At 34.7% G+C, this 19,567-nt stretch carries 23 protein-coding genes and 1 pseudogene; 6 read left to right on the top strand and 18 right to left on the bottom strand.

The features are described from left to right. Positions 1-142 precede the first annotated feature (142 nt). Complete coding sequence (locus ABWU74_RS04610) at positions 143-1,225, top strand: hypothetical protein (protein ID WP_353289236.1); 1,083 nt, start codon at positions 143-145, stop codon at positions 1,223-1,225. Between the two features lie 180 nt (positions 1,226-1,405). Here the strand turns inward: ABWU74_RS04610 and ABWU74_RS04605 are convergent, their stop codons facing one another. From ABWU74_RS04605 to ABWU74_RS04565, 9 genes are all read right to left on the bottom strand, one after another. Beyond that, positions 1,406-1,768 carry a helix-turn-helix domain-containing protein gene (locus ABWU74_RS04605; RefSeq protein ID WP_353289235.1) on the bottom strand — a complete coding sequence of 121 codons (363 nt, stop codon included), beginning with the start codon at positions 1,766-1,768 and terminating at the stop codon, positions 1,406-1,408. A 1-nt stretch (position 1,769) separates the two neighbouring features. Further along, the gene (locus ABWU74_RS04600; RefSeq protein ID WP_264375456.1) at positions 1,770-2,105 is read right to left on the bottom strand and encodes a helix-turn-helix domain-containing protein; all 336 of its coding nucleotides are present in this window, start codon (positions 2,103-2,105) and stop codon (positions 1,770-1,772) included. Between the two features lie 103 nt (positions 2,106-2,208). Then, positions 2,209-2,868 (bottom strand): RadC family protein, encoded by a 660-nt coding sequence (locus tag ABWU74_RS04595; RefSeq protein WP_236514289.1) that lies wholly within the window; start codon positions 2,866-2,868, stop codon positions 2,209-2,211. Further along, a complete protein-coding gene (locus ABWU74_RS04590) occupies positions 2,861-2,998 on the bottom strand; it encodes a hypothetical protein (protein ID WP_353289234.1) in 138 nt (45 codons plus the stop codon). Before ABWU74_RS04590 ends, ABWU74_RS04595 begins: the two co-directional genes overlap by 8 nt. A gap of 96 nt (positions 2,999-3,094) precedes the next feature. Further along, the gene (locus ABWU74_RS04585; protein ID WP_010082456.1) at positions 3,095-3,466 is read right to left on the bottom strand and encodes a holo-[acyl-carrier-protein] synthase; all 372 of its coding nucleotides are present in this window, start codon (positions 3,464-3,466) and stop codon (positions 3,095-3,097) included. Beyond that, positions 3,463-4,731, bottom strand: a complete 1,269-nt coding sequence (gene proS / locus ABWU74_RS04580; protein WP_022626352.1) for a proline--tRNA ligase — start codon at positions 4,729-4,731, stop codon at positions 3,463-3,465. The genes ABWU74_RS04585 and proS overlap by 4 nt, the downstream gene beginning before the upstream one ends. 102 nt (positions 4,732-4,833) lie before the next feature. Beyond that, positions 4,834-5,181 carry a hypothetical protein gene (locus ABWU74_RS04575; protein ID WP_353289233.1) on the bottom strand — a complete coding sequence of 116 codons (348 nt, stop codon included), beginning with the start codon at positions 5,179-5,181 and terminating at the stop codon, positions 4,834-4,836. Beyond that, positions 5,178-5,831: a hypothetical protein gene (locus ABWU74_RS04570; RefSeq protein WP_209472625.1), complete on the bottom strand. Its 654-nt coding sequence runs from the start codon at positions 5,829-5,831 to the stop codon at positions 5,178-5,180. Before ABWU74_RS04570 ends, ABWU74_RS04575 begins: the two co-directional genes overlap by 4 nt. Positions 5,832-6,243: 412 nt before the next feature. Continuing rightward, a complete protein-coding gene (locus ABWU74_RS04565) occupies positions 6,244-6,408 on the bottom strand; it encodes a hypothetical protein (protein WP_162829040.1) in 165 nt (54 codons plus the stop codon). 181 nt (positions 6,409-6,589) lie between these two features. Here ABWU74_RS04565 and ABWU74_RS04560 point away from each other — a divergent pair. From ABWU74_RS04560 to ABWU74_RS04550, 3 genes and pseudogenes are all read left to right on the top strand, one after another. Then, a pseudogene (locus ABWU74_RS04560) lies at positions 6,590-7,845 on the top strand (IS4 family transposase). A gap of 440 nt (positions 7,846-8,285) precedes the next feature. Continuing rightward, positions 8,286-8,813, top strand: a complete 528-nt coding sequence (locus ABWU74_RS04555) for a c-type cytochrome (RefSeq protein ID WP_010082469.1) — start codon at positions 8,286-8,288, stop codon at positions 8,811-8,813. 1 nt (position 8,814) lies between these two features. Then, entirely contained in the window at positions 8,815-9,576 is a 762-nt protein-coding gene (locus ABWU74_RS04550; RefSeq protein ID WP_012673268.1) for an alpha/beta hydrolase, read from the top strand. Between the two features lie 175 nt (positions 9,577-9,751). On the opposite strand, the gene trpS is transcribed toward ABWU74_RS04550, so the two are convergent. From trpS to ABWU74_RS04520, 6 genes are all read right to left on the bottom strand, one after another. Then, positions 9,752-10,750, bottom strand: a complete 999-nt coding sequence (gene trpS, locus ABWU74_RS04545; RefSeq protein ID WP_353289232.1) for a tryptophan--tRNA ligase — start codon at positions 10,748-10,750, stop codon at positions 9,752-9,754. Positions 10,751-10,767: 17 nt separating this feature from the next. Further along, positions 10,768-11,337 (bottom strand): nucleotide exchange factor GrpE, encoded by a 570-nt coding sequence (locus ABWU74_RS04540; protein ID WP_012673267.1) that lies wholly within the window; start codon positions 11,335-11,337, stop codon positions 10,768-10,770. A 61-nt stretch (positions 11,338-11,398) separates the two neighbouring features. Continuing rightward, positions 11,399-12,385 (bottom strand): polyprenyl synthetase family protein, encoded by a 987-nt coding sequence (locus ABWU74_RS04535; RefSeq protein WP_010962840.1) that lies wholly within the window; start codon positions 12,383-12,385, stop codon positions 11,399-11,401. Between the two features lie 10 nt (positions 12,386-12,395). After that, positions 12,396-12,716, bottom strand: a complete 321-nt coding sequence (gene rpsP, locus ABWU74_RS04530) for a 30S ribosomal protein S16 (protein WP_006279266.1) — start codon at positions 12,714-12,716, stop codon at positions 12,396-12,398. Between the two features lie 401 nt (positions 12,717-13,117). Then, positions 13,118-14,926: a peptidylprolyl isomerase gene (locus tag ABWU74_RS04525; protein WP_353289231.1), complete on the bottom strand. Its 1,809-nt coding sequence runs from the start codon at positions 14,924-14,926 to the stop codon at positions 13,118-13,120. Between the two features lie 175 nt (positions 14,927-15,101). Further along, a protein-coding gene (locus ABWU74_RS04520; RefSeq protein ID WP_353289218.1) for an IS5 family transposase occupies positions 15,102-15,891 on the bottom strand; the annotation gives its coding sequence in 2 pieces (ribosomal slippage) (positions 15,102-15,629 and positions 15,631-15,891; 789 coding nt in all). Between the two features lie 230 nt (positions 15,892-16,121). Here ABWU74_RS04520 and ABWU74_RS04515 point away from each other — a divergent pair. After that, on the top strand, positions 16,122-16,724 hold the full coding sequence (locus ABWU74_RS04515; protein WP_010082495.1) for a cell cycle transcriptional regulator TrcR: 603 nt from the start codon (positions 16,122-16,124) through the stop codon (positions 16,722-16,724). A 199-nt stretch (positions 16,725-16,923) separates the two neighbouring features. Beyond that, entirely contained in the window at positions 16,924-18,327 is a 1,404-nt protein-coding gene (gene rho / locus ABWU74_RS04510; protein ID WP_007549497.1) for a transcription termination factor Rho, read from the top strand. 166 nt (positions 18,328-18,493) lie between these two features. Here rho and ABWU74_RS04505 read toward each other — a convergent pair whose 3' ends face one another. Genes ABWU74_RS04505 through ABWU74_RS04495 form a run of 3 tightly spaced genes read right to left on the bottom strand, consistent with a single transcriptional unit; the run spans position 18,494 to position 19,530 of the window. After that, positions 18,494-18,664, bottom strand: coding sequence for a hypothetical protein (locus tag ABWU74_RS04505; protein ID WP_256437783.1), 171 nt, complete (start codon positions 18,662-18,664; stop codon positions 18,494-18,496). A gap of 22 nt (positions 18,665-18,686) precedes the next feature. Then, positions 18,687-18,944, bottom strand: coding sequence for an RDD family protein (locus tag ABWU74_RS04500; RefSeq protein WP_256437794.1), 258 nt, complete (start codon positions 18,942-18,944; stop codon positions 18,687-18,689). Between the two features lie 49 nt (positions 18,945-18,993). Then, on the bottom strand, positions 18,994-19,530 hold the full coding sequence (locus ABWU74_RS04495; RefSeq protein WP_006279799.1) for an RDD family protein: 537 nt from the start codon (positions 19,528-19,530) through the stop codon (positions 18,994-18,996). Positions 19,531-19,567: the final 37 nt, after the last annotated feature.

Here is a 19,567-nt window from a genome sequence, read left to right as displayed (position 1 = left end):
ACAAGATGTGTTTTTCTAGTGTAAATGCCCGTAAAACTTGTTATTATAATATATAGTAAATTAATAAGTCGTGCAATATTAACAATTAAATAATATTTATCACGATATGATCGAATAGTAATGAAATTAAGTGAGGGTTACAATGAAAAAAATAAATGGTAAAAAATTGCCTAGTAAAATGTTAAAAGCGGTAGAGCGAATAGCAAAAGAAGGGTTATTACCTAATTTTATAAAAGCTGCTCCAACAGCGAATAAAAAGATTAGTAAATTACCTGTCTTAACATATCCTGAGGAGCTCAATCCATTTCGATCAGCTTTATGCAGGACAAGACTAAGTGAGTATGAAAATATGAAACTAAATGAATTCCTGGAAAAAGCTATTGCAGCTAAAAATATAAACGAGTTAAGTAAAGTTATCGATGAAGCTTTGGACTTAGGAATAAGAATAAATGCTGCCAATGAAGATGGCTTTGGCTTCGCTAACGTTACAATGTTTAAGATGTATCGTGATGAATTCAAAGGGAATAAACAAGAGGATATAATCAGGAAGTTAGCATTAAATGGAGCAGATTTTAATGTACAAGTTGATAAGAAAATAACTGAAATTCATCAAAAGGTGCAAAAAGAAATTGAGCCACAAATATATAGTAGGCTCACAAAACTCAGGGAAGTTGGAGAGAACGCTACTATAGAAGGAACTGTTGAAAATGTAGAAATCGATAATAAGACCTTCTATATGGAATTTTCACATAGCTGCATAGTTGATGTTGCCAAAGTTGTAGAAGGTGCAAAAAATTTGGGCTTAAGTAAAGGAGACTTAAACCTTGGTGGCAATATTATAAAAATAGGTGATGGTGAAGTTGAAGTCAAAACTGGGAAAGGCGGTGAAAGAGACTACGTGGATATATCGGATAACAGTGCTTTTGCAGTCACATTTTATACTAGCCTAGGAGAGCTAAATTTAATGGTATATCATGACACAGCAGACTATCATCAAGTACAAATTAAGGTAGAAGATGAAGAAATGTGGAACGAGTTGCAAGAAATAGGAGAAATCGTAGGAAAGGGTTGTTTATTTGGTGGAATGTCTGTTAAAGAAGCAGTAGAAAAAGGCAGTTTTACTAGATGTGGAAGGTGGGGCGACCAAAATTCTAAAAGTAGTGAGACCTTTTCTTGGGTGAATAAATTAAAAGACAACAAAACAACATCCGTAGGACGTTCTTGATTGGAGACAAGTGGCTATGTTTCACATAGCTACTTGTATATCAGAAATAAATGGTTAACTATTACAAAGTAAAGTGGTTTTTAAAACTTAATCCAATTTACCATAAATAATTTACTTTAATTAGTATTGCTTGTAGAAGTGTTTTATATTATAAAGAATACCTGAACTTTAAAATTTGTACTATTTGTTAGCAAGAGCCTTTATCACTGAATGTACAATATCACGCAATGTTTCATCTTTAATTTTTCTATATTCTCTTACTAATCTTGATGTTTCTTCGCTGCCTACATCGCTGTGAAAGGCCTTATCATGCAAGTCTTCAGAGGCTTTGGTAAAAAAATATGACATATCAACAGACAAAGCTTCTGCTAAATTATACAATCTATCAACTACAAGCCTTACCTCTCCAGTTTCATATCCTTGTATATGCTGAAATGAAATTCCAAGCTTTTTTCCTAAGTCCCTTTGGCTAAAACCACATATTAGCCTTCTTTTCCTTATTCTTTCACCTATTTGCTTATCGATAGGATGTTGTATGGTCATTTTACGTATCAGATAATATACTTTGAGAAAAAGATTTTACCAATATATAAACTACACTACGTAACCTTTTGCTCTTAATTTCATTGTATCCTTTGACTAATTTTAATATCTCCTCATCATAAGCTTCATGTGAGTCGTCATGCACATCAGTAAAAAAATCAGCCACATTAATTGATAGAGCTTTTGCTAAGTCGTATAGTCTACTAGCCAAAATGTGGTTTGAACCATTTTCGTACCTTTGTATCTGCCTATATGAAACACCTATTTTTTTTCCTAACTCAGTTTGTGTTAAACCACAGTATAACCTAAGTTCCTTTATTTTTTTGCCTAATTCCACTTTTTATTACTAATTTTAGCTGTTCAAGCTTATATTGAATTTTTTAATTTATGAAGTGAAAAAAAAGAAGGAAAGCTAGAGAACTTTCCTTTCAGTCTACAGATTACAATAAACCACTGTCATAAAAACTAAAATGGCTCTTCTGTGTTACGATTATATGATCTATTAATTTCATTCCTACATTTTCACAGGTTGCAGCTAATGTAAGTGTGTTATCTTCATCCTCTTTAGATGGCTCTATATCTCCACTTGGATGATTATGTGAAATTGCAACAGATGATGCGTCAATCAGTAATCCCTGTTTTATTATTTCCCTCACATATAGAGGCACTCTATCTATAGTTCCACAGTCTTGAACATACTCATATATTAAATGACCACTTCGATCTAAGTATACCACTCGTAAGCTTTCCTTTCTTGACTGTCCTATTGCTGCTTTAAAGTATTTTAGTAGCTCTTCTCTATTATCAAGAATCGACAGCTTTTTTAACTTACCTTTCAATATCCTATCGAAAATCTCTTTCAGGCAAAAGATATTTGCTATTGCTCCATCGTTCATTCCTGTAACATTTTTTAGCTCGTGAAGATCAGCATTAATTACCCTTCCTAAACTACTAAAGAGCTCCATTAGCTTTTTGGCAACTTCTCTTCCTTCTGTGTATGCAGATAGATTACGTTCCAGTAGCTCATGGTCAAGCAAAGACCTACCTCTGCTTGATAGAATACGAGTTTCTAATTTCTCTTTTCTCTCACTATTATTCATAAAAACCTCCAAGATCAACATTATATACAAATTCAACGCCAGCTTTCTGACGCAGTAGTTCTCGAGGAATAACCCTCTTGAACTCTAAATTTGCAATGTTGTCCTTGTTGCTTGGGCACTGGGATGACAAAGGAGGACAGTGTCAAGCACTGACCATTTGCTGTGCAGTTTACCTTTAAAAATGAATGTTCATACAGTAAGCCATAAGATGACAAAAGAGTAAACTTTATCTGTGTGAGCTATAGACGCAAATTACAACAAATGCAGTAGCGTAATCTCCATCGTCACTTAAAGAAAGATGAATTTTGGAGATAAAATCCTTGCTAACGGTAAGATATGGCTTGCCTCTTACATCATTGTATATTTCTATATCTTTCATTGTAATACCCTGACCACTACCTCGTGCTTTAACAAAAGCTTCTTTTGCTGCAAAGCGTTTAGCAAAATACCTTGCTCGCATTTCTTGACTATTATACTTTCTACTTAGCTCTATTTCCTTTTCAGTGTAGATTCTATTGAGAAATTTTTCCCCGTATTTTTGTAATATTCTCAATATTCTTGGTATATATACTATGTCAGTGCCGATACCGTGTATCATTTTGCGCTAAAGTGATTTATTGCTTCCTCAATCTGCATTTCCTTTACCTCTCCAGTTGCTCTATTTTTTACTTCAACTATATTTTCACTTACTGCTTTCTTTCCGACAATTATTTGCCACGGCAAGCCTATCAGATCCATTCTAGAAAATTTTACTCCTACACTCCCTTCCGTATCATCGTAAAGCACTTCATCGCTCTTCAAAGCTTTGTATATTTTATCTGCAGCCTCCGTTACTTTCGTTTGTAAATTGATTAAACCAATTCTGAAAGGAGCTACCTCCTCCGGCCAGATAATTCCCTTATCATCATGAAAAGCTTCTATTATCGCACCAACAAGTCTTGAAACCCCAATGCCATACGAACCCATATGTATATTGACATTTTTTCCATCTTGAGAAGTAACACTTGCCTTCATAGGCTTTGAATATTTGTCGCCAAAATAAAAAATATGCCCTATTTCAATACCTTTACTAACATTTAACTGCTCTTGTGATATAGGGCAAGTCTCAGGATCATGCATATCATCTGCAACTGCGTATATACTCTTTAAACTTTCAATATCTTCACTCTCTAGTAGTTCAGAAAATTTATTGTCATAATATAAAGTGCTCTCACCAGTGTTTGCCAATATATGAAACTCGTGGCTCAAATTTCCTCCAATTGGCCCCGTATCAGCTCGAACTCCAATTGGAGTAAATCCCATGCGTTTGAAGATTTTTATGTAAGTTTTGTACATCAAATTATATGAATTCAGTGCACCTTCGTAATCTACATCAAAACTGTATGCATCCTTCATCAAAAATTCCCTGCCCCTCATAACACCATAACGTGGTCTTACCTCATCACGGAATTTCCATTGAATTTGGTATAAACAAAGTGGCAAATCTTTGTAACTTTTTACCACATCTCTAATTAAATCAGTTGCTATCTCCTCATGCGTTGGACCAAAAAGCATATCTTCCTCATGCCTATCCTTTATGCGTAGCATTTCCTTACCGTAATCATCGTAACGCCCTGATTCTCGCCAAAGACTTGCTGGTTGCACACAAGGCATTAATGCTTCAATAGCACCGGATTTGTTCATTTCATCTCTGATAATATCTTCAATATTCTTAAGCACTAAGAGACCAAGTGGTAACCACGTATAGATGCCAGATGCTATCTGCTTTATTAAACCTGCACGCAAAGAATATTGATGGGAGATAATTTTAGCATGGGCAGGCTTTTCCTTTAGAGTTGGCAGGTAATATTTGGATAAGCGCATATAATAGATCTGATTGTATTAAGTAATCTTAATACAATCAGACCTGTAGGTAAACTTATTTTGAAAAGGAAGGGAAGTGCATGGCTGACCATTTCATAGTTATCATAGTCCTTGTACAACATTTTCCTTTTGGCATCGCAACGCTTTTCCACCAAACTGTGCTATGCGATCCTCAACAGAAAGAGGAGGTGAATCTTGCACCTCATTATCCACTGAGTCAACATTATTTACTTGTGGTGAATCAACACACGAACTTGGCGGTACCGGTGACTCCTCTTCACTATCTGAGAATTGCATGACTGCTGCTCTCTCCTTAAGTCTCTTTGTCCAATCTGAATCATTATCATCCGACTTCTTTCTCTCTGCTTGCTCCCTATCTATTCTTGCAGTAAACTCTTCTGGTGTTTCTTTTTTGTCAGTGCCCCCACTACTTTCTAATTTTGCTTTCAATTCATTTGTAAAATTTTGTTGCTGCCCACTCTTTTTAACGTAGTACCTCCTCTTATCTGTTCAAACAGAGTAGAATGATTATTATTCTCAGGTTCACCAGCCTTCTTCGGTGCATCATTCTTAGGTTGCTCCGTACGCTTGGAAGCTGTAAAAAAATGCGGAGGTGGAGGTGGTAGTGCAGCATCTTGTGGCAATGGAGGAGGTGGCGGCGGTGGTACACTGACACTTGGATTTGGTTGTGTTCCAAACGTTACTGGAGGTGATTGAGGAGTAGGTACATTTGATTTATTCTCCAGATTAGTACAATTTTTACACACAAATTTTTGTGGTTCTTGAGATGGAGTATGGCCGAATTTCTGTCCATTAAGACCTACTTCTTTCTTATTATCATCTCTAGAAATAGCCAGTTTAACAAGATATGTCACTGAAATAAGTGCAACAACCGTAGAAACAGCAAAAATTGCTAAAGGAACTGCTGCAATAGGACCAGAACCAGAAACTGCTATAATAACATAAGGAAGATATTGACCAGATATGAAACTAAATATAGATAATAATGAAACAGCAATTAAAGGTTTCCATATAGTCTGCTTAGTTTTAGTAAGCTCCTGACTATCTTTTAGCAATGAAGAATTATTGGATATCATCATTTCTTTGCCTCACTTGTTAACGATAATTTAATAATAACCCAATTAATAATTTCTGTCAATAATTAATTATGAAAAACAAAGTTGCAATTTGAATAGATAAGCTATAAGTAATATACGACCAGCAATAGCCATACAATAGACTTCTTGTATAACCCACACTAAGTAGAAAAAAGGTGTCATCCAAGTAGCTGACACTGCTCTCCTTTGTCATTCCAGTGCTTGACACTGGAATGACACCGAAGGGGCTACTGCCGTCTTGGATGGAAACCAGTGTCAGAACTAGTTAACCATGGGGCTTCTTTTGCCTTTTTTTCCATTTGGTAAATTTCTTAAATATTTATGGCTAACATGAAGCTAAGTACGAACTTTGTTAAACATAACAAATGGTGCCATTCCAGTGCTCCTTTTTTTGTCATCCCAGTGCTTGACACTGGGATCCAGTTTTCCATATAATCTCATCGAAAATGTTGTAACCACTTTCTGTGCTAGTTTGCTTGCTTACAAGCAAACTTTCCTGGATCCCAGTGTCTGGGCACTGGGATGACATCATAGGGACACTGGGATTACACCCTGACAATCGTCATCCAGCTACTTGTTAGCGGCTAAGAGATACCGCGAATGAATCGCGGTATGACGGTTCGTGGCGGCATGACGATAACCTCGTCTCACTGCCATTAAGTTAAGGAAAAAAGATAGATTTTATGGGATAATGATGTATACCAATAAGTTTAAAGGTAGTATGAGTAAAAAAGGCAGTAATAAAATTTATTCAAAATGAATTGGCAAGTCTAGAATTTATAGAATCCCATAAATCATCTTCAAAAGATTTTATGAGAAAGAGGAAGTTATCTTTTATTGACATATTTATCTTAATTTTAAGAAAAAGTGTAAAGTCGCTGCAAGTAATACTAAACGAATTTATTTTATATAGGAAAAAAGACTATACCGTTACTGCTAGTGCTTTTAGTCAAGCAAGAAAAAAAATGAAACACAGTGCATTTTCAGAAATTAACGAAGGTGTGGTTTCCTTGTACTACCAAGACCAAAAATTTAAAACTTGTTTTGGCTTTAGAGTGTTAGCTCTTGATGCCTCCAAAATCATTTTACCAACAAGCGTTGAAATAAAAAATGAATTTGGCTCAAGAAAAATACGTAACCAAAAACCAAAAGATTTAGGTGATTATGCAAGTGCAACCTTTGCGGTTTGTTAAGATGTGCTAAATAATGTTGCCATAAGGTCAGTGTTAGATAGAGGTAACACTCATGAAATTAACTTAGCAGATGAAATGCTTAAAGTTGTAAATACTAATGACTTACTGATTTGTATATTTATCTTATAAATTTCTTTCTAGCCTTACAAAAAGAAAAATTGCTTATGTCATTCGATGTCCCAGATCATCTTTTAATGAAGTGAATGCTATGTTTGAAGAAAAAAGCCCATCTAGTGTTGAGGTTACCATATGTGCTCAGCGTAAGATAAAACAAGAAAATAGTGGAATAACGCTTCAAAGTGGTACTGCCATCTGGTGAAATTGAAGTGTTAGCTACATCATTAATGGATGAACAAAAGTTTCAAACTGGAGGATTTAAGGAGTTATATTTTTTACGCTGGGGAGTTGAGACATTTTTTGCAAAACTCAAAGGAAGACTAAGTCTAGAAAATTTTACAGGAAAAAGTGTTGAGTCTGTTAAACAGGATTTTTGGTCAGCTATCTTTATTAGCAACCTAGAAAGTGTTATGACAGAAGATGTAGAAGAAGCGTTGAATATGGACTTAACCGATGATAAGCTTAAGAGGAGCATTAACAAATCTGTCTCATTTAACGCGATCAAAAACTTGGCTTTCGACATTTTTGCTACGGAATCAGATACTGACTGCATTATGGATCAATTATCAAAGCTATTTTTGATGAACACTTTGGCGGTAAGAAAGGGAAGGAAAGTTGATCGTCATAAGGTACCTTATCTTCGTTCGTTCAATTACCAAAAAAGGGTTAGAAAACACATATTTTGACTAGAGGTAGTATTCATATCTTCTGATAATAACTGGGTAGCTTATTGCCATAGCTCCTGTAAAATGACTTCTAAACAAACTATTTCTTAAGTAATTTACACTTCAGAGTTTATCTGCTTTAAAGTTTACTCTATTCTGTTTCAGTATTTGTCATAAATCCTTAATTATTTCTGACTTTTTAGTTCAGTTTTTAACCATTCTTTCCTTAACTTAATGGCAGTGAACCTCGTCATCCCGCTACTTGTTAGCGGGATCTCTTGTTAGCGGCTGAGATACCGCGAATGAATCGCGGTATGACGGTTCGCGGCGGTATGGACGTAGGAAAACCTTTCTTGGGTCAGCTATAGAGACTCTCATCTTTAGCGAGCTTCAAGGTAATTGGTTGCTATTTGCGAAAATATTCGCATAATTTAAGTAACATTACTTAATAAAAATTAACTATGGAGCTTAATAAGATTGCAGCATCGATTTTACTTTCTGGGCTAATCATTATGATAGTTAGTAATGTAGTTGATATGCTTTACAGTCCAGAAGAATATAAGATTGAACACCAAACGATAGTAGCTGCTGGCAGCAATGAGTTCCAGCAAAAAATCGAGCAAGTGGCGCTTGATATTGGAGCGCTCATGCAGAATGCTAGCTTTGAGAAAGGTAAATCAGCAGCAAAAAAATGTATAGCCTGCCATAGTTTTGAGAAAGGTGGAATGAATAAAGTAGGACCAAACTTATGGAACATAGTTGGAAATAAAAAGGCCCATCTTGGTAACTCATTCAATTACTCAAAAGCAGTGCTTGAAAGAGGTGGAAAATGGGGGTATGAGGAGCTATTTGCCTTTTTAAAGAACCCAAAAGCCTATATAAAAGGTACACGTATGGCATTTGCAGGTATTTCCAATCCACAAGAAATTGCAGATCTAGTTAGTTATTTGCATCAATTGAGTGATAGCCCGGTTGCTTTGCCAAAGTAGTATGGATTATTGTAAATTGTTTGATGGAAATAATGGTCACATAGCATATCGAAAGCTACAAGGAAAGAAAGCTTCTGTAGTTTTTTTCGGTGGATTTGCATCCAATATGGATGGAACTAAAGCAACTGCTATTTACAAATTTTGCCAAGAAAATGACGTAGCACTTGTGCTATTTGATTATTTTGGTCACGGTCATTCAAGTGGTAATTTTATTGATTACACGATAAGTGATTGGCAAAAAAATTGTGCTAAAGTAATGAGTGAATTAACTAGCGATAAACAAATAATTATAGGTTCAAGTATGGGAGGATGGCTGATGTTGCTCACTGCCCTTCAATTTCCAGAAAAAATTGCAGCACTAATTGGTATATCGTCTGCTCCCGATTTTACTGAAGATTTGATATTCAAGCAATTGTCAGGCAAGCAAAAAGAAGAACTAGATTCTAAAGGTGTAATAGATTTTACTTCAGAGCATTGTACATACAAAATAACTAAAAATTTGATCGAAGATGGCAGAAAGAACCTTCTTTTAAACAAAAAGACAATAGATATAAACTGTCCTGTGCGCTTGCTGCATAGCATTAATGATAAAGATGTTCCTTATCAAACTTCATTGAATTTAGCTGAAAAAATTAAGTCAACCGATGTTGAAGTACACTTAATAAAATCAGCAGAGCACAATATGTCTGACAATCATTCACTGGAAGTTTTATTTAAGACCATTAGAGAATTTTGTAACCAGACTGCATTCTGTGATTTTTAGCAAAACACGATTTTTCATTTGAGCTTTCTTCAACTTAAAATAAATACAGAAAATTGCTGCCTATAGCTAAACTGACTTAGATTTACCGACAATTTGAAAAACCGTCATCCCGCTACGTGTTAGCGGCTGAGATACCGCGGCGGTATGACGGTTCGCACCATCACACTTTGGAACCTTACAGATATTGAGCAAATCCAATAATATCCTTGATTTCTTTTATATTATGGGTTGCAATTTCTGCTGCTTTCTTTGTGCCTTTTTTTAATATTTCATGTAAATGGAATTGGTCTTTTAAAAGATCATTCATTTTCTCACGTATGGGTGATATAACACTGATAATTAAATCAGCTAACTCTTTTTTGAAGTGCTTCATGTCATGTTTGTTCACTTCTTCACATACTTTTTCTGCATTTACATTACTAAGCACTGAATAAATGTTTATCAAATTGCTTATTTCTGGTCGGCACTTTAAAGTAGCAAAGCCTAGAATTGAATCTGTTTTTGCTTTTTCTATTTTTTTGACAATTAAGTCATCCGTATCATCAAGGTTAATGCACGAATGTTCTGAAGGATCAGATTTACTCATCTTGCTTGTGCCATCCCTTAAGCTCATTATCCTTGATGTGCAATCCAAAGTTAAGATTTCAGGTACGATGAAATAATCCAGCTTATAATGATTGTTAAAAGCTGATGCAATATCACGTGCAAGCTCCAAATGCTGTTTTTGATCATCACCAACAGGAACGTATTTAGTTTGATACAACAATATATCTGCAGCCATAAGTACTGGATAACTATATAATCCAAGAGAGGCTTTTTGTTTATCGCTGCCAGCTTTATCTTTAAATTGAGTCATGCGATTAAGCCAACCAATTGGTGTATAGCATCCAAGCAGCCAGCCCAGTTCTGTATGACCACTAACTGTGGACTGACTAAAAATAATGGACTTTTCTGTATCTATTCCGCATGCAATATAAGCTGCTGCTGTTTTGAAAATATTACTTTTTAATTCACTTGCGGGAAGCTTATTTGCTGTGATTGCGTGTAGGTCGACAATACAAAAAAGAGATTTGTATTTATCCTGTAAGTCTATCCACTGTTTGATTGCACCAAGATAATTACCTAAATGTAGTACGCCACTTGGCTGGATACCTGAAAAGACAATACTTGTCATTATACATTTACCTCATGCTAATCGCTTCCACAATCAGCAGATTTCTTAGAAAGAATAACCATTGCAGGACGGAGCAACCTATTTTTGATAGTATAACCAGTTTGTAGTACTTCTACAATGGTGCCAGGCTTTTTTTCATTGTCTTCTCTTTCCACAACAGCTTGGTGTAAATTACTATCAAAAAGCTCACCAAGTGGATCTACTTCCTCTATTCCATGTTTTTTTAGATCATTTATAATTTTTTGATAAGCTACTTTAATCCCCTCATGAACAGGATCACCGTCTTTCAAAATTTCCATTACTCTTTTTAAATTGTCGCACGAGTCGATCATATCACGTGCAAGTTTTGTGACTGCGTAGTCACTTGCATCGCTAATTTGCTTTTGCATTATACGTTTGACGTTTTCATTATCTGCAACAGCACGGCGTAAATGATCTTCAAGCTGAACTGCACGTTCTTTTAATGTATTGAGATCTTCATTTAAATCATCAGTTTGCTTATGGTTATCACTTTGTTGGTCGTCACCTTTCTGCCTACTTACCATATCAGCAAACTTCTTCTTTTTCTCCTTACTGCTATCTGACATATCATTACCCTTAAGAATCTAATAAATATATAACAATTAATCTGAAAATATCAAGCGCCAGCTACATTCGTCTTTCTATGCTCGCATTTAAAAAGTTAATTAAAGTAGTTTTATAAAAAGAATCAGAAAAAGTACTAATATCATTTTGTGCCATATTAATGTAGTGTCTAGCTTTTTCCATAGAAAGCTGAATGGCATTATGGTGATTAATATAGTGTAATGCTTGGTCAAAATTGTGTCTAGCTGAAGAAAAGCATTTTTCCCAGAATTTTTGCTCTGCTGGACTGCCCTTTTCGTATGCTATAATAGCAGGTAAGGTGACTTTACCTTCGAAAAAGTCTTTTCCGACTTGCTTTCCAGAAGTGCCTTGATTAGCAGTATAATCGAGCATATCATCAACTATTTGAAATGCCATACCAAAATTAAAACCAAAATTCTTTAGCCTCTCTGTTTCGTCATTTGTTGCACCAGATACTGTTGATGCAGCTTCACAGCATGCAGAAAATAAAGATGCTGTCTTTTCTCCAATGATATCAAAATAATTTTCCCTGACTGTGTGGGGGTCAAAGCGTGCTGTCATCTGCTTTATTTCACCCTTCACAAGTAAATGCGATGCTTTAGATAAAATAGAGAGAATATTTAAATTTCCACACTCTATAAGCCATCTAAATGCTAGAGTCAACAATAGATCACCAACTAAAATGCTTGATTTATTTCCCCAAATCTTATTCGCTGTTTTAACTCCATGGCGTGCCTCACTTTCATCGAGCACATCATCATGAAGTAAAGTAGCATTGTGTATAAACTCTACCGATGCAGCAACGTTGATCCTATTCTCCCCAGAATAGTTTAGCATTTTACATATAATAAAAACTAGTTTAGGCCTTATTTTTTTTCCACCTGACCTAACAAGATGAGATATAATATCAGTAGCAAGCTTAGCATCTTCATCATTGACATTTTTGAAGACAAAGTCATTCATAGCTGACAAATCAGAAGATACAATATCGTCTAATTTATCGCTGTTTGTTAAATCAGTATTTAGCATTTTAAGAGACTTATGCCTCTTGCCCTTGTGCTTTCTCGTTCTCTACTTTCTTCTTTTCTGTTTTCTTTGGTTCTGTTTCTAAAGTTACTATGCCTTTTTTGATAAACCACAGTACTCTTTCAGTTGCCTGCGCGCCTACACTTAGCCAATGTTTTAATCTATCAGCTTTCACCACAACACGATTTTTATTGTCTTTTGGTAACATTGGATCATATTGTCCTATTTTCTCAATAAAACGCCCATCTCTTGGTGCTCGTGAATCAGCTACAACTATCCTATAAAAAGGGCGTTTCTTTGCGCCAAACCTCGCCAACCTTATTTTAACTGCCATGTTAACCTTTATTCATATATTAGCCACAATTTTATACAATGAGCCGTTTTAAGTCAAATGAATTATACAGCTTTTGCACCTTATAATATAATTACCAATAATGTAGGGCAGTGCCGGGCGCACAGCTATACGAACATTCATTTTTGAAGGTAAATTGCACAGCAAATGGTGTCATTCCAGTGCTTGACACTGGAATCCAGCCTTTTTTTAATCATTAAAACGTTGTATTTTAACATAAAACGGCTACTTTTATGCTTACCAACTTAATAAAATTCCTGGATCCCAGTGTCTGGGCACTGGGATGACATCCTTTCTAGTGAAGATTGCTCTCAAATCGCAATGTTCGTACAGTTGTGTGTCTGGGCACTGGATGCGTTTGAAGCAGCTTATAAGATTTTTGATTATATATCATCAAGTATAGCGTGATTAACTTCGACTTTATACTTTGATTCCAGATAGCTAATTAATTGCTCTTTTAGCGATATCATCACACGTTTTCCGGTGTCAAGCGTGTTTAATTTGCCATTTGATGAATGCATTTCTTTTAGAACACCTATTATAATTTCATTATTGTATTGAATAGGATCTGTCACTGAACCAGTTGTTTTCATATTGAAAATCTCTTCTACAAAAGAAAAGGGGTAGTTTTGTTGATCCACTTTATTGCGGTGCATCTGCTGACCTTTAACTAATTCCACACCTTGAATTTCTTCCAAATCTGTTTTTTCTCTTAGTTGAACTGCAACCTCTTGCCCGAATTTAAACATTCTTTCTTTTATAAACTCACTACGCCAAAGCTCTACCGCTAATGCCTTGCCTTCTTCAAAACTTTGCAATTTGGGTGGAAAGATATCGACGATTTTTACACTAACAACGGCGTCCCCAACGCCCTTAAAATAACCTTTCTGATCCTTTTCTCGCGAAAAAATGAAAGAAATCAAATCACCAGAATCTCCTACGTTATTACCGCTTTGATCTTTTCCACTCGCATCTACTGGACCAATAGTTTGTATAGGTAAATTATATTCACTCAATATTTCTTCAATTTCTGAACCATTGTATATCTTATAGTTCACTTGGTTTATGAAATCATTGACTCTTTCAAAAGACTTTTGGTTAGTTAGAACTGACTTTATGTCTTTTTTTAAATCAACTAAGTCTTCATCAGAGATTTGATGCGCACTTTCCACTTTTACTATGTGCCAACCAAAACTGCTTGCTAAAACTTCACTTACTTCACCTACTTTAAGAGCAAATACCTTCTCTCTCACGTCTTCTGGTAAAAAATCCTTAGTTATATTATTTACTCTAGTTTCCTCAAGTTTTGCTTTGCCAAACTCTTCTACTATCTGTTCAAAGCTTGTTTTACCCTCCTCAAATGCTCTTCTTGCTGTCTCAGCTTCTTCTTTGGTAGAAAATATTGCATTGAATATATCTCTTTGATTTTTAAGTTCTTGTTGTTCTATTATACCATCAACTTCTTCATCTGAGATCTTGATTTGATCTTCAAAATACTTTTGGCCTAGGGAAATATATTGCGCAGTTCGATACTCAGGATAATAAAAATGGGATTTATTTCTTTCGTACAAATCAAGTAAGGCTTGATCATCTGGTTCAGGAATGTTTGTAACTGCATCTTCAGTTATTTTAACAATATCAACTACTCTAGTTTGGTAGCGACTTTTGTATATCTGCTCATCAATTTTCTCGCCAAAAGTTACTGGATAATTATCTTTAAATAATGAAGTCATGAACATCATTGCAGGCAGGACTTTCTCTAGCTTTGCTATATACTCTTTCTCTGTCATATGCAGGTCATTTAGCGTTTCATAGAATTTATTTTTGTCAAATTCACCTTTATCATTTTGAAAGTATTTGGTGTTTTTAATATGGTTTTTTATAGATTCTTCTCCAACTGTCAACCCCAGCTCACTAGTTAGGTTAAACAATAGTTTTTGCTCTATAAGTGCGTTAAGCAAATCATATTTCAGCTTTTTTACTTGTTCTCTACTCGCATCAGATCCAGAAATTTGTTTTCCATAATTTTGATATAGCGACTTATACTCATCTGACGTTATAACTTCTTTTCCAACCCTAGCTACCTCTTCTTTTTCATCATCACCTGATAAAAGGTTGCCAATTCCCATGAAGATTAACAAGCAAGCTAAAAGGACAATGGTTACTTTAGTGAAAAAATTTTTAACATTCATTTTAAACCCAGTTAATTAATGATTAATTATAGAATAGTGATAATTTAATGCTTGTAAACCTGTTGCTTTATTAGCTAATATATATAATATTACAATATATTAACTTAAAATTTAACTCTCTAATCTTAAATAGAAACATATGTTTAACTGAGTTATACTATACCTTAGAACCTGTTTAAAATCTCCTCAATAGAATAGAAATGAAGGAAAGAACAACCATTTGTAAGCTAGTGTTGAGTTTCCGCTCGCAATTTTTCCACAAACGCCTACATTTTTCCAACCAAGCAAAAGATCGCTCAACAACCCATCTTTTTGGCAATACAACGAAAGAATGTAATTCACTCCGCTTTATTACCTCAACAGTTGCACCAATAGTAGCTTTTATTTGAGTTGCAAAATTTTCTCCTGTATAGCCAGCATCAACCAGTATATTTTCAACTTCAGAGAGGTTTTTTTCAGCCTTTCCCACCATTTCCACAGCACTGCTACGATCAGTTGCTTCTGCTGTTGTTATATGAATTGCGTGTGGCAAGCCTTGCGTATCAACTGCAATATGACGCTTTATGCCTGAAATCTTTTTACCTGCATCATAGCCCTTTTTTTCAGCAGTATCTGTGTTTTTAACGCTTTGGGCATCAATTATACAGAAACTGGTTTTCTCTTTCCGACCATTGCTGATACGAACCTCTCCAACTAATTTTTTTTAAGACTATTTCCAGCAAGCTTGGTTCTGCTCCATTCTTTTTATTCCACATTTGAAAATAGTAATACACGTTCTCCCACCTCGGAAAATCTTTTGGCAGCATTCTCCACTGGCAGGGGCTTTTTAGGACATATAGCACTGCACAAAATACATCATACAAATCAAGTTTCCTTGGTTTTGTTTTCTTTCTGCTACTCTCCAGTATTGGTCTAATTTTTTCAAATTGTTCTTGACTTATATCGCTTGGATAGCTTTTTTGCATAGATATACCTCTTTCTTAACTATGCTTATTTTACCTCATATTTTCGAGATCCTTAACAGGTTCTTAGGAAGGGGAAATATTTTGTTTGAAATATGCTTAAAGGTAAGCGCATTTAATTAACTTAAGAGGTGGGAAGTGACAAACAAAAAGTTATTGAATGACAAAATTAATGCTTTTTTAGTTTTAATAGTTTATATTTTAGCTCTGTATAACAGTAAGGGATACTTTAAATGGGAGATGCTTTTTTGATGTCAATGGAATCTTCTAAGGGCAATAACGATAGAAATAAACAGTTTCTAGTGCAAATAGCTGCTTGGTTAGTAGACAACACTGGTTTAACTTTTAATCAAATAGCACAATGTTGCAGATTGGCCCTTGAAGAAGTACAAGACATAGCTGATGAGGAAATAGAAGTAGAAAAATATAACCCTATTATTTCTGGAATAATTACTGAAAAAGAAATCGATGATTGCAAAAAAAATCCAAATCGTGTACCAAATTTGATTATAAAAAATATAAAAAAAAGGAGTAAAGCGATTGGTAGCATTCTTGGCTTTGCCTCTACGGCAAGACGTAGAGATAAACCTGATGCGATTTATTATTTAGTAAAAAAATTTCCTATCTTGGACAATAACGTTATAGCTAAATTAATTAGTACAACAAATTACACAGTTGAGCAGGTAAGAGATGGATCTCATCATAACATGCAAAATATAAAACCCCAAGATCCTGTGCTACTCGGCTTATGTAGTCAAGAAAATTTAGAAGCAGAAGTGGAAAAAGCAAAAGTAGAAGAGGAGAAGCAAGAAAGGTTAAAAAAATATAAAGAATAGCTATTGAAAATCCTCAAATTTTTGTGTTTTGTTAACATTAAATTAACTTGACTTGCTAGTGTTTATTAGTATAATGTAAGTAAAGTACGGGGTTTAATGATAATTAAGCTTAATACGCACTGAAACTAACTCAGCCTAATTTATTATCTTATAGTCACATTTTAGGTTAGTAAGCATCAATTAAAATTTTTGGAGGATTATGACAACAATCAATGAAGATGTTTTGGCAAAAGGAAAGGTTACAGCTCAACCTGAAAAAAGTGAGCAAATTTACAATAACGATACAGTAAAACAGATGGTCAATGAAGGTACTGAGAAAAACAGAAAAACATTAGATCTGAGCGAATTAAAAGAGAAAACAGCAGAAGAATTGTTAGAGTTAGCTGAAGAAAGAAAAATTTCAACTAACGGTAAAAGCAATGGTAGAATGCTAAAGCAGGAAATAATATTCAGCTTAATGAAAAAAATGAGTGAAGAAGGAGGCATAACCACAGGGAGTGGAATAGTGGAAATATTGCCTGATGGTTTTGGTTTCTTACGTTCAGCAAGTGCAAATTATGCCCCAAGTACCGATGATGTTTATATTTCTAACGGGCAAATAAAGAAGTTTAATTTACGTACAGGAGATATGGCATATGGAGAAATAAGGCCACCTGGTGATAAAGAGAGATATTTTACTTTAACTAAGGTTCAAAGTATAAACTCTACTGAAGTAAGTGAATTAAGAAAGTACGTCCATTTTGATAATTTGCTTCCTCTTTATCCTGAGGAAAGCATAGTACTTGAGTGTAATAATGGTGATGATAAAAAAGGCTTAAGCATGCGTGCTATAGATATAGTAGCTCCTCTTGGAAAAGGGCAAAGAGCGTTAGTAGTTGCTCCACCTCGCACAGGAAAAACTGTATTGCTTCAGCAAATGGCTAACTCTATAGCTATAAATCACCCTGAAGTAGAATTAATAGTGTTACTTATAGATGAAAGACCTGAAGAAGTAACAGATATGATACGTTCTGTAAAAGGTGAGGTAGTAAGTTCTACATTCGATGAGCCTGCTTACCGTCACGTACAGCTTGCTGAAATAGTAATAGAAAAAGCTAAAAGAATGGTTGAGCATAAAAAAGATGTGGTAATTCTACTTGACAATATTACTAGACTTGCACGTGCTTATAATGCGGTTATTCCTTCGTCTGGGAAAGTTCTAACTGGTGGTGTAGATTCAAACGCACTGCAGAGACCAAAACGCTTTTTTGGAGCAGCTCGTAATATTGAGAATGGGGGTTCTTTAACTATAATCGCCACAGCTCTTATAGAGACTGGTTCAAAAATGGATGAAGTTATTTTTGAAGAGTTTAAAGGTACAGGAAATGCTGAGATCATACTTGATAGAAAACTTTCTGATAAACGTATATTTCCAGCTATTGATATTACAAAATCCGGAACAAGGAAGGAAGAGCTATTAGTTGATAAGGCTATACTAAATAAAATATGGGTGGTGCGTAGGATACTCAATCCTATGGGACCCGTTGAAGCAATGGAATTTTTACGTGACAAACTACTTTTAACAAAGAGCAATGCTGACTTTTTTAACTCCATGAATCACTAAAAGTAAGCCAGTTATGATGGATATGCTGAGCAAAAAGTAAAACGCTCTTATAGCTAAAATAATTTGGATTTACCAAAATATATTTATAGTTAAGTTGGCAATTTACCTTAAGTTAGCGCGTGACACTGGAATGACACCCTTGGTGGCAGACAGCTAAAGGAAAATATCAACTAGGTTTATAATCTATCACTACCGTGTTTGCAATTTTGTCGTGAAAAGCTTGTTTATGTTCATCACCTACTGCACATACTAAAACTAAGATTAGTATAGCTAAGAATAAAATGGGATTACAAAGTGATATGCAATAAATTATAAAAAGAGCTATAGTCCTTTTCATTGCTTGCATTGTAGTGATTGACTCAAATGTATCTTTGTCTTTTACACCGCATGCTAAATAACAAGTGTCCTGGAGTGCCGCCAAATTTTACTAGCATGAATATATGAAATATACATGGTATCATTAAAAATAAAGAAAATACAATCGTGGTGATTACAATTATTGCACCCATGATCCCTTGTATTGCGTGTGTAAGTGAGAAATCCACCGCCATTAAACCAAATGGTATTGCGATAAATAAAATACAATCAACTATAAATGCTAGAGTACGTCTTGTCATCGTTGAGTAGTTTACTTTTTTATCCATGTACTACCTATAAAGAAAAATATCAACTAGATTTATAGTCTATCACTACTGTTTTTGCAATTTTATCGTAAAAAGTCTGTTTGCGTTGATCAAATACTGCAAACAAAAATAAAATTAGCACAATTAAAAGATATAGAAAAGTATAACCATGATAATGCAGATGAAGCAAAAAGCGAAAAATAATCCAGATGCTTCCCTTAGAAATACATCTTATTGTTGCTTGCATAAGGGTAACATTTGTAAATGTATTAGCATCTTTAATATGCATACCACACAATAGTTTTCCTGGGGTACCACCAAGTTTTGTTACCATTAATATTTTGGATATTGTTAGTACTAATGTTGCGACCACTGTAGAAACTATAAATGGTATTTCTGTTGCTAGTTGTGCAAGTTCCTGAAAAGAGTCTTTATCTTGATCTTGTAATGATACGATGAATACACCATAGATAAAACCGAAGATAAAATGAGGGGAAAATATGATGAGGTCAAGTATTTCTGCTACAATACGCCTTGTAAATCCTACATAATTTACTTTAACATTTATTTCAGTATTCATAACCCCACCTATATTTCATAATATCATCATATGATAT

The sequence above is a fragment of the Wolbachia endosymbiont (group A) of Paraperithous gnathaulax genome (assembly GCF_964028485.1).
In the GTDB taxonomy this organism is placed as follows: domain Bacteria; phylum Pseudomonadota; class Alphaproteobacteria; order Rickettsiales; family Anaplasmataceae; genus Wolbachia; species Wolbachia pipientis.
The sequence above is the reverse complement of the archived record's forward strand: the minus strand, read 5'-3'. Positions and strand labels throughout refer to the sequence as shown.

What these genes read in the sequence shown, in the direction of transcription:
- ABWU74_RS04610 (WP_353289236.1), top strand. Translation starts at nt 143, where the DNA reads ATGAAAAAAATAAATGGTAAAAAATTGCCTAGTAAAATGTTAAAAGCG.
- ABWU74_RS04605 (WP_353289235.1), bottom strand. Translation starts at nt 1,768, where the DNA reads ATGACCATACAACATCCTATCGATAAGCAAATAGGTGAAAGAATAAGG.
- ABWU74_RS04595 (WP_236514289.1), bottom strand. Translation starts at nt 2,868, where the DNA reads ATGAATAATAGTGAGAGAAAAGAGAAATTAGAAACTCGTATTCTATCA.
- ABWU74_RS04585 (WP_010082456.1), bottom strand. Translation starts at nt 3,466, where the DNA reads ATGATACACGGTATCGGCACTGACATAGTATATATACCAAGAATATTG.
- proS (WP_022626352.1), bottom strand. Translation starts at nt 4,731, where the DNA reads ATGCGCTTATCCAAATATTACCTGCCAACTCTAAAGGAAAAGCCTGCC.
- ABWU74_RS04570 (WP_209472625.1), bottom strand. Translation starts at nt 5,831, where the DNA reads ATGATGATATCCAATAATTCTTCATTGCTAAAAGATAGTCAGGAGCTT.
- ABWU74_RS04555 (WP_010082469.1), top strand. Translation starts at nt 8,286, where the DNA reads ATGGAGCTTAATAAGATTGCAGCATCGATTTTACTTTCTGGGCTAATC.
- ABWU74_RS04550 (WP_012673268.1), top strand. Translation starts at nt 8,815, where the DNA reads ATGGATTATTGTAAATTGTTTGATGGAAATAATGGTCACATAGCATAT.
- trpS (WP_353289232.1), bottom strand. Translation starts at nt 10,750, where the DNA reads ATGACAAGTATTGTCTTTTCAGGTATCCAGCCAAGTGGCGTACTACAT.
- ABWU74_RS04540 (WP_012673267.1), bottom strand. Translation starts at nt 11,337, where the DNA reads ATGTCAGATAGCAGTAAGGAGAAAAAGAAGAAGTTTGCTGATATGGTA.
- ABWU74_RS04535 (WP_010962840.1), bottom strand. Translation starts at nt 12,385, where the DNA reads ATGCTAAATACTGATTTAACAAACAGCGATAAATTAGACGATATTGTA.
- rpsP (WP_006279266.1), bottom strand. Translation starts at nt 12,716, where the DNA reads ATGGCAGTTAAAATAAGGTTGGCGAGGTTTGGCGCAAAGAAACGCCCT.
- ABWU74_RS04525 (WP_353289231.1), bottom strand. Translation starts at nt 14,926, where the DNA reads ATGAATGTTAAAAATTTTTTCACTAAAGTAACCATTGTCCTTTTAGCT.
- ABWU74_RS04515 (WP_010082495.1), top strand. Translation starts at nt 16,122, where the DNA reads ATGGGAGATGCTTTTTTGATGTCAATGGAATCTTCTAAGGGCAATAAC.
- rho (WP_007549497.1), top strand. Translation starts at nt 16,924, where the DNA reads ATGACAACAATCAATGAAGATGTTTTGGCAAAAGGAAAGGTTACAGCT.
- ABWU74_RS04505 (WP_256437783.1), bottom strand. Translation starts at nt 18,664, where the DNA reads ATGAAAAGGACTATAGCTCTTTTTATAATTTATTGCATATCACTTTGT.
- ABWU74_RS04500 (WP_256437794.1), bottom strand. Translation starts at nt 18,944, where the DNA reads ATGACAAGACGTACTCTAGCATTTATAGTTGATTGTATTTTATTTATC.
- ABWU74_RS04495 (WP_006279799.1), bottom strand. Translation starts at nt 19,530, where the DNA reads ATGAATACTGAAATAAATGTTAAAGTAAATTATGTAGGATTTACAAGG.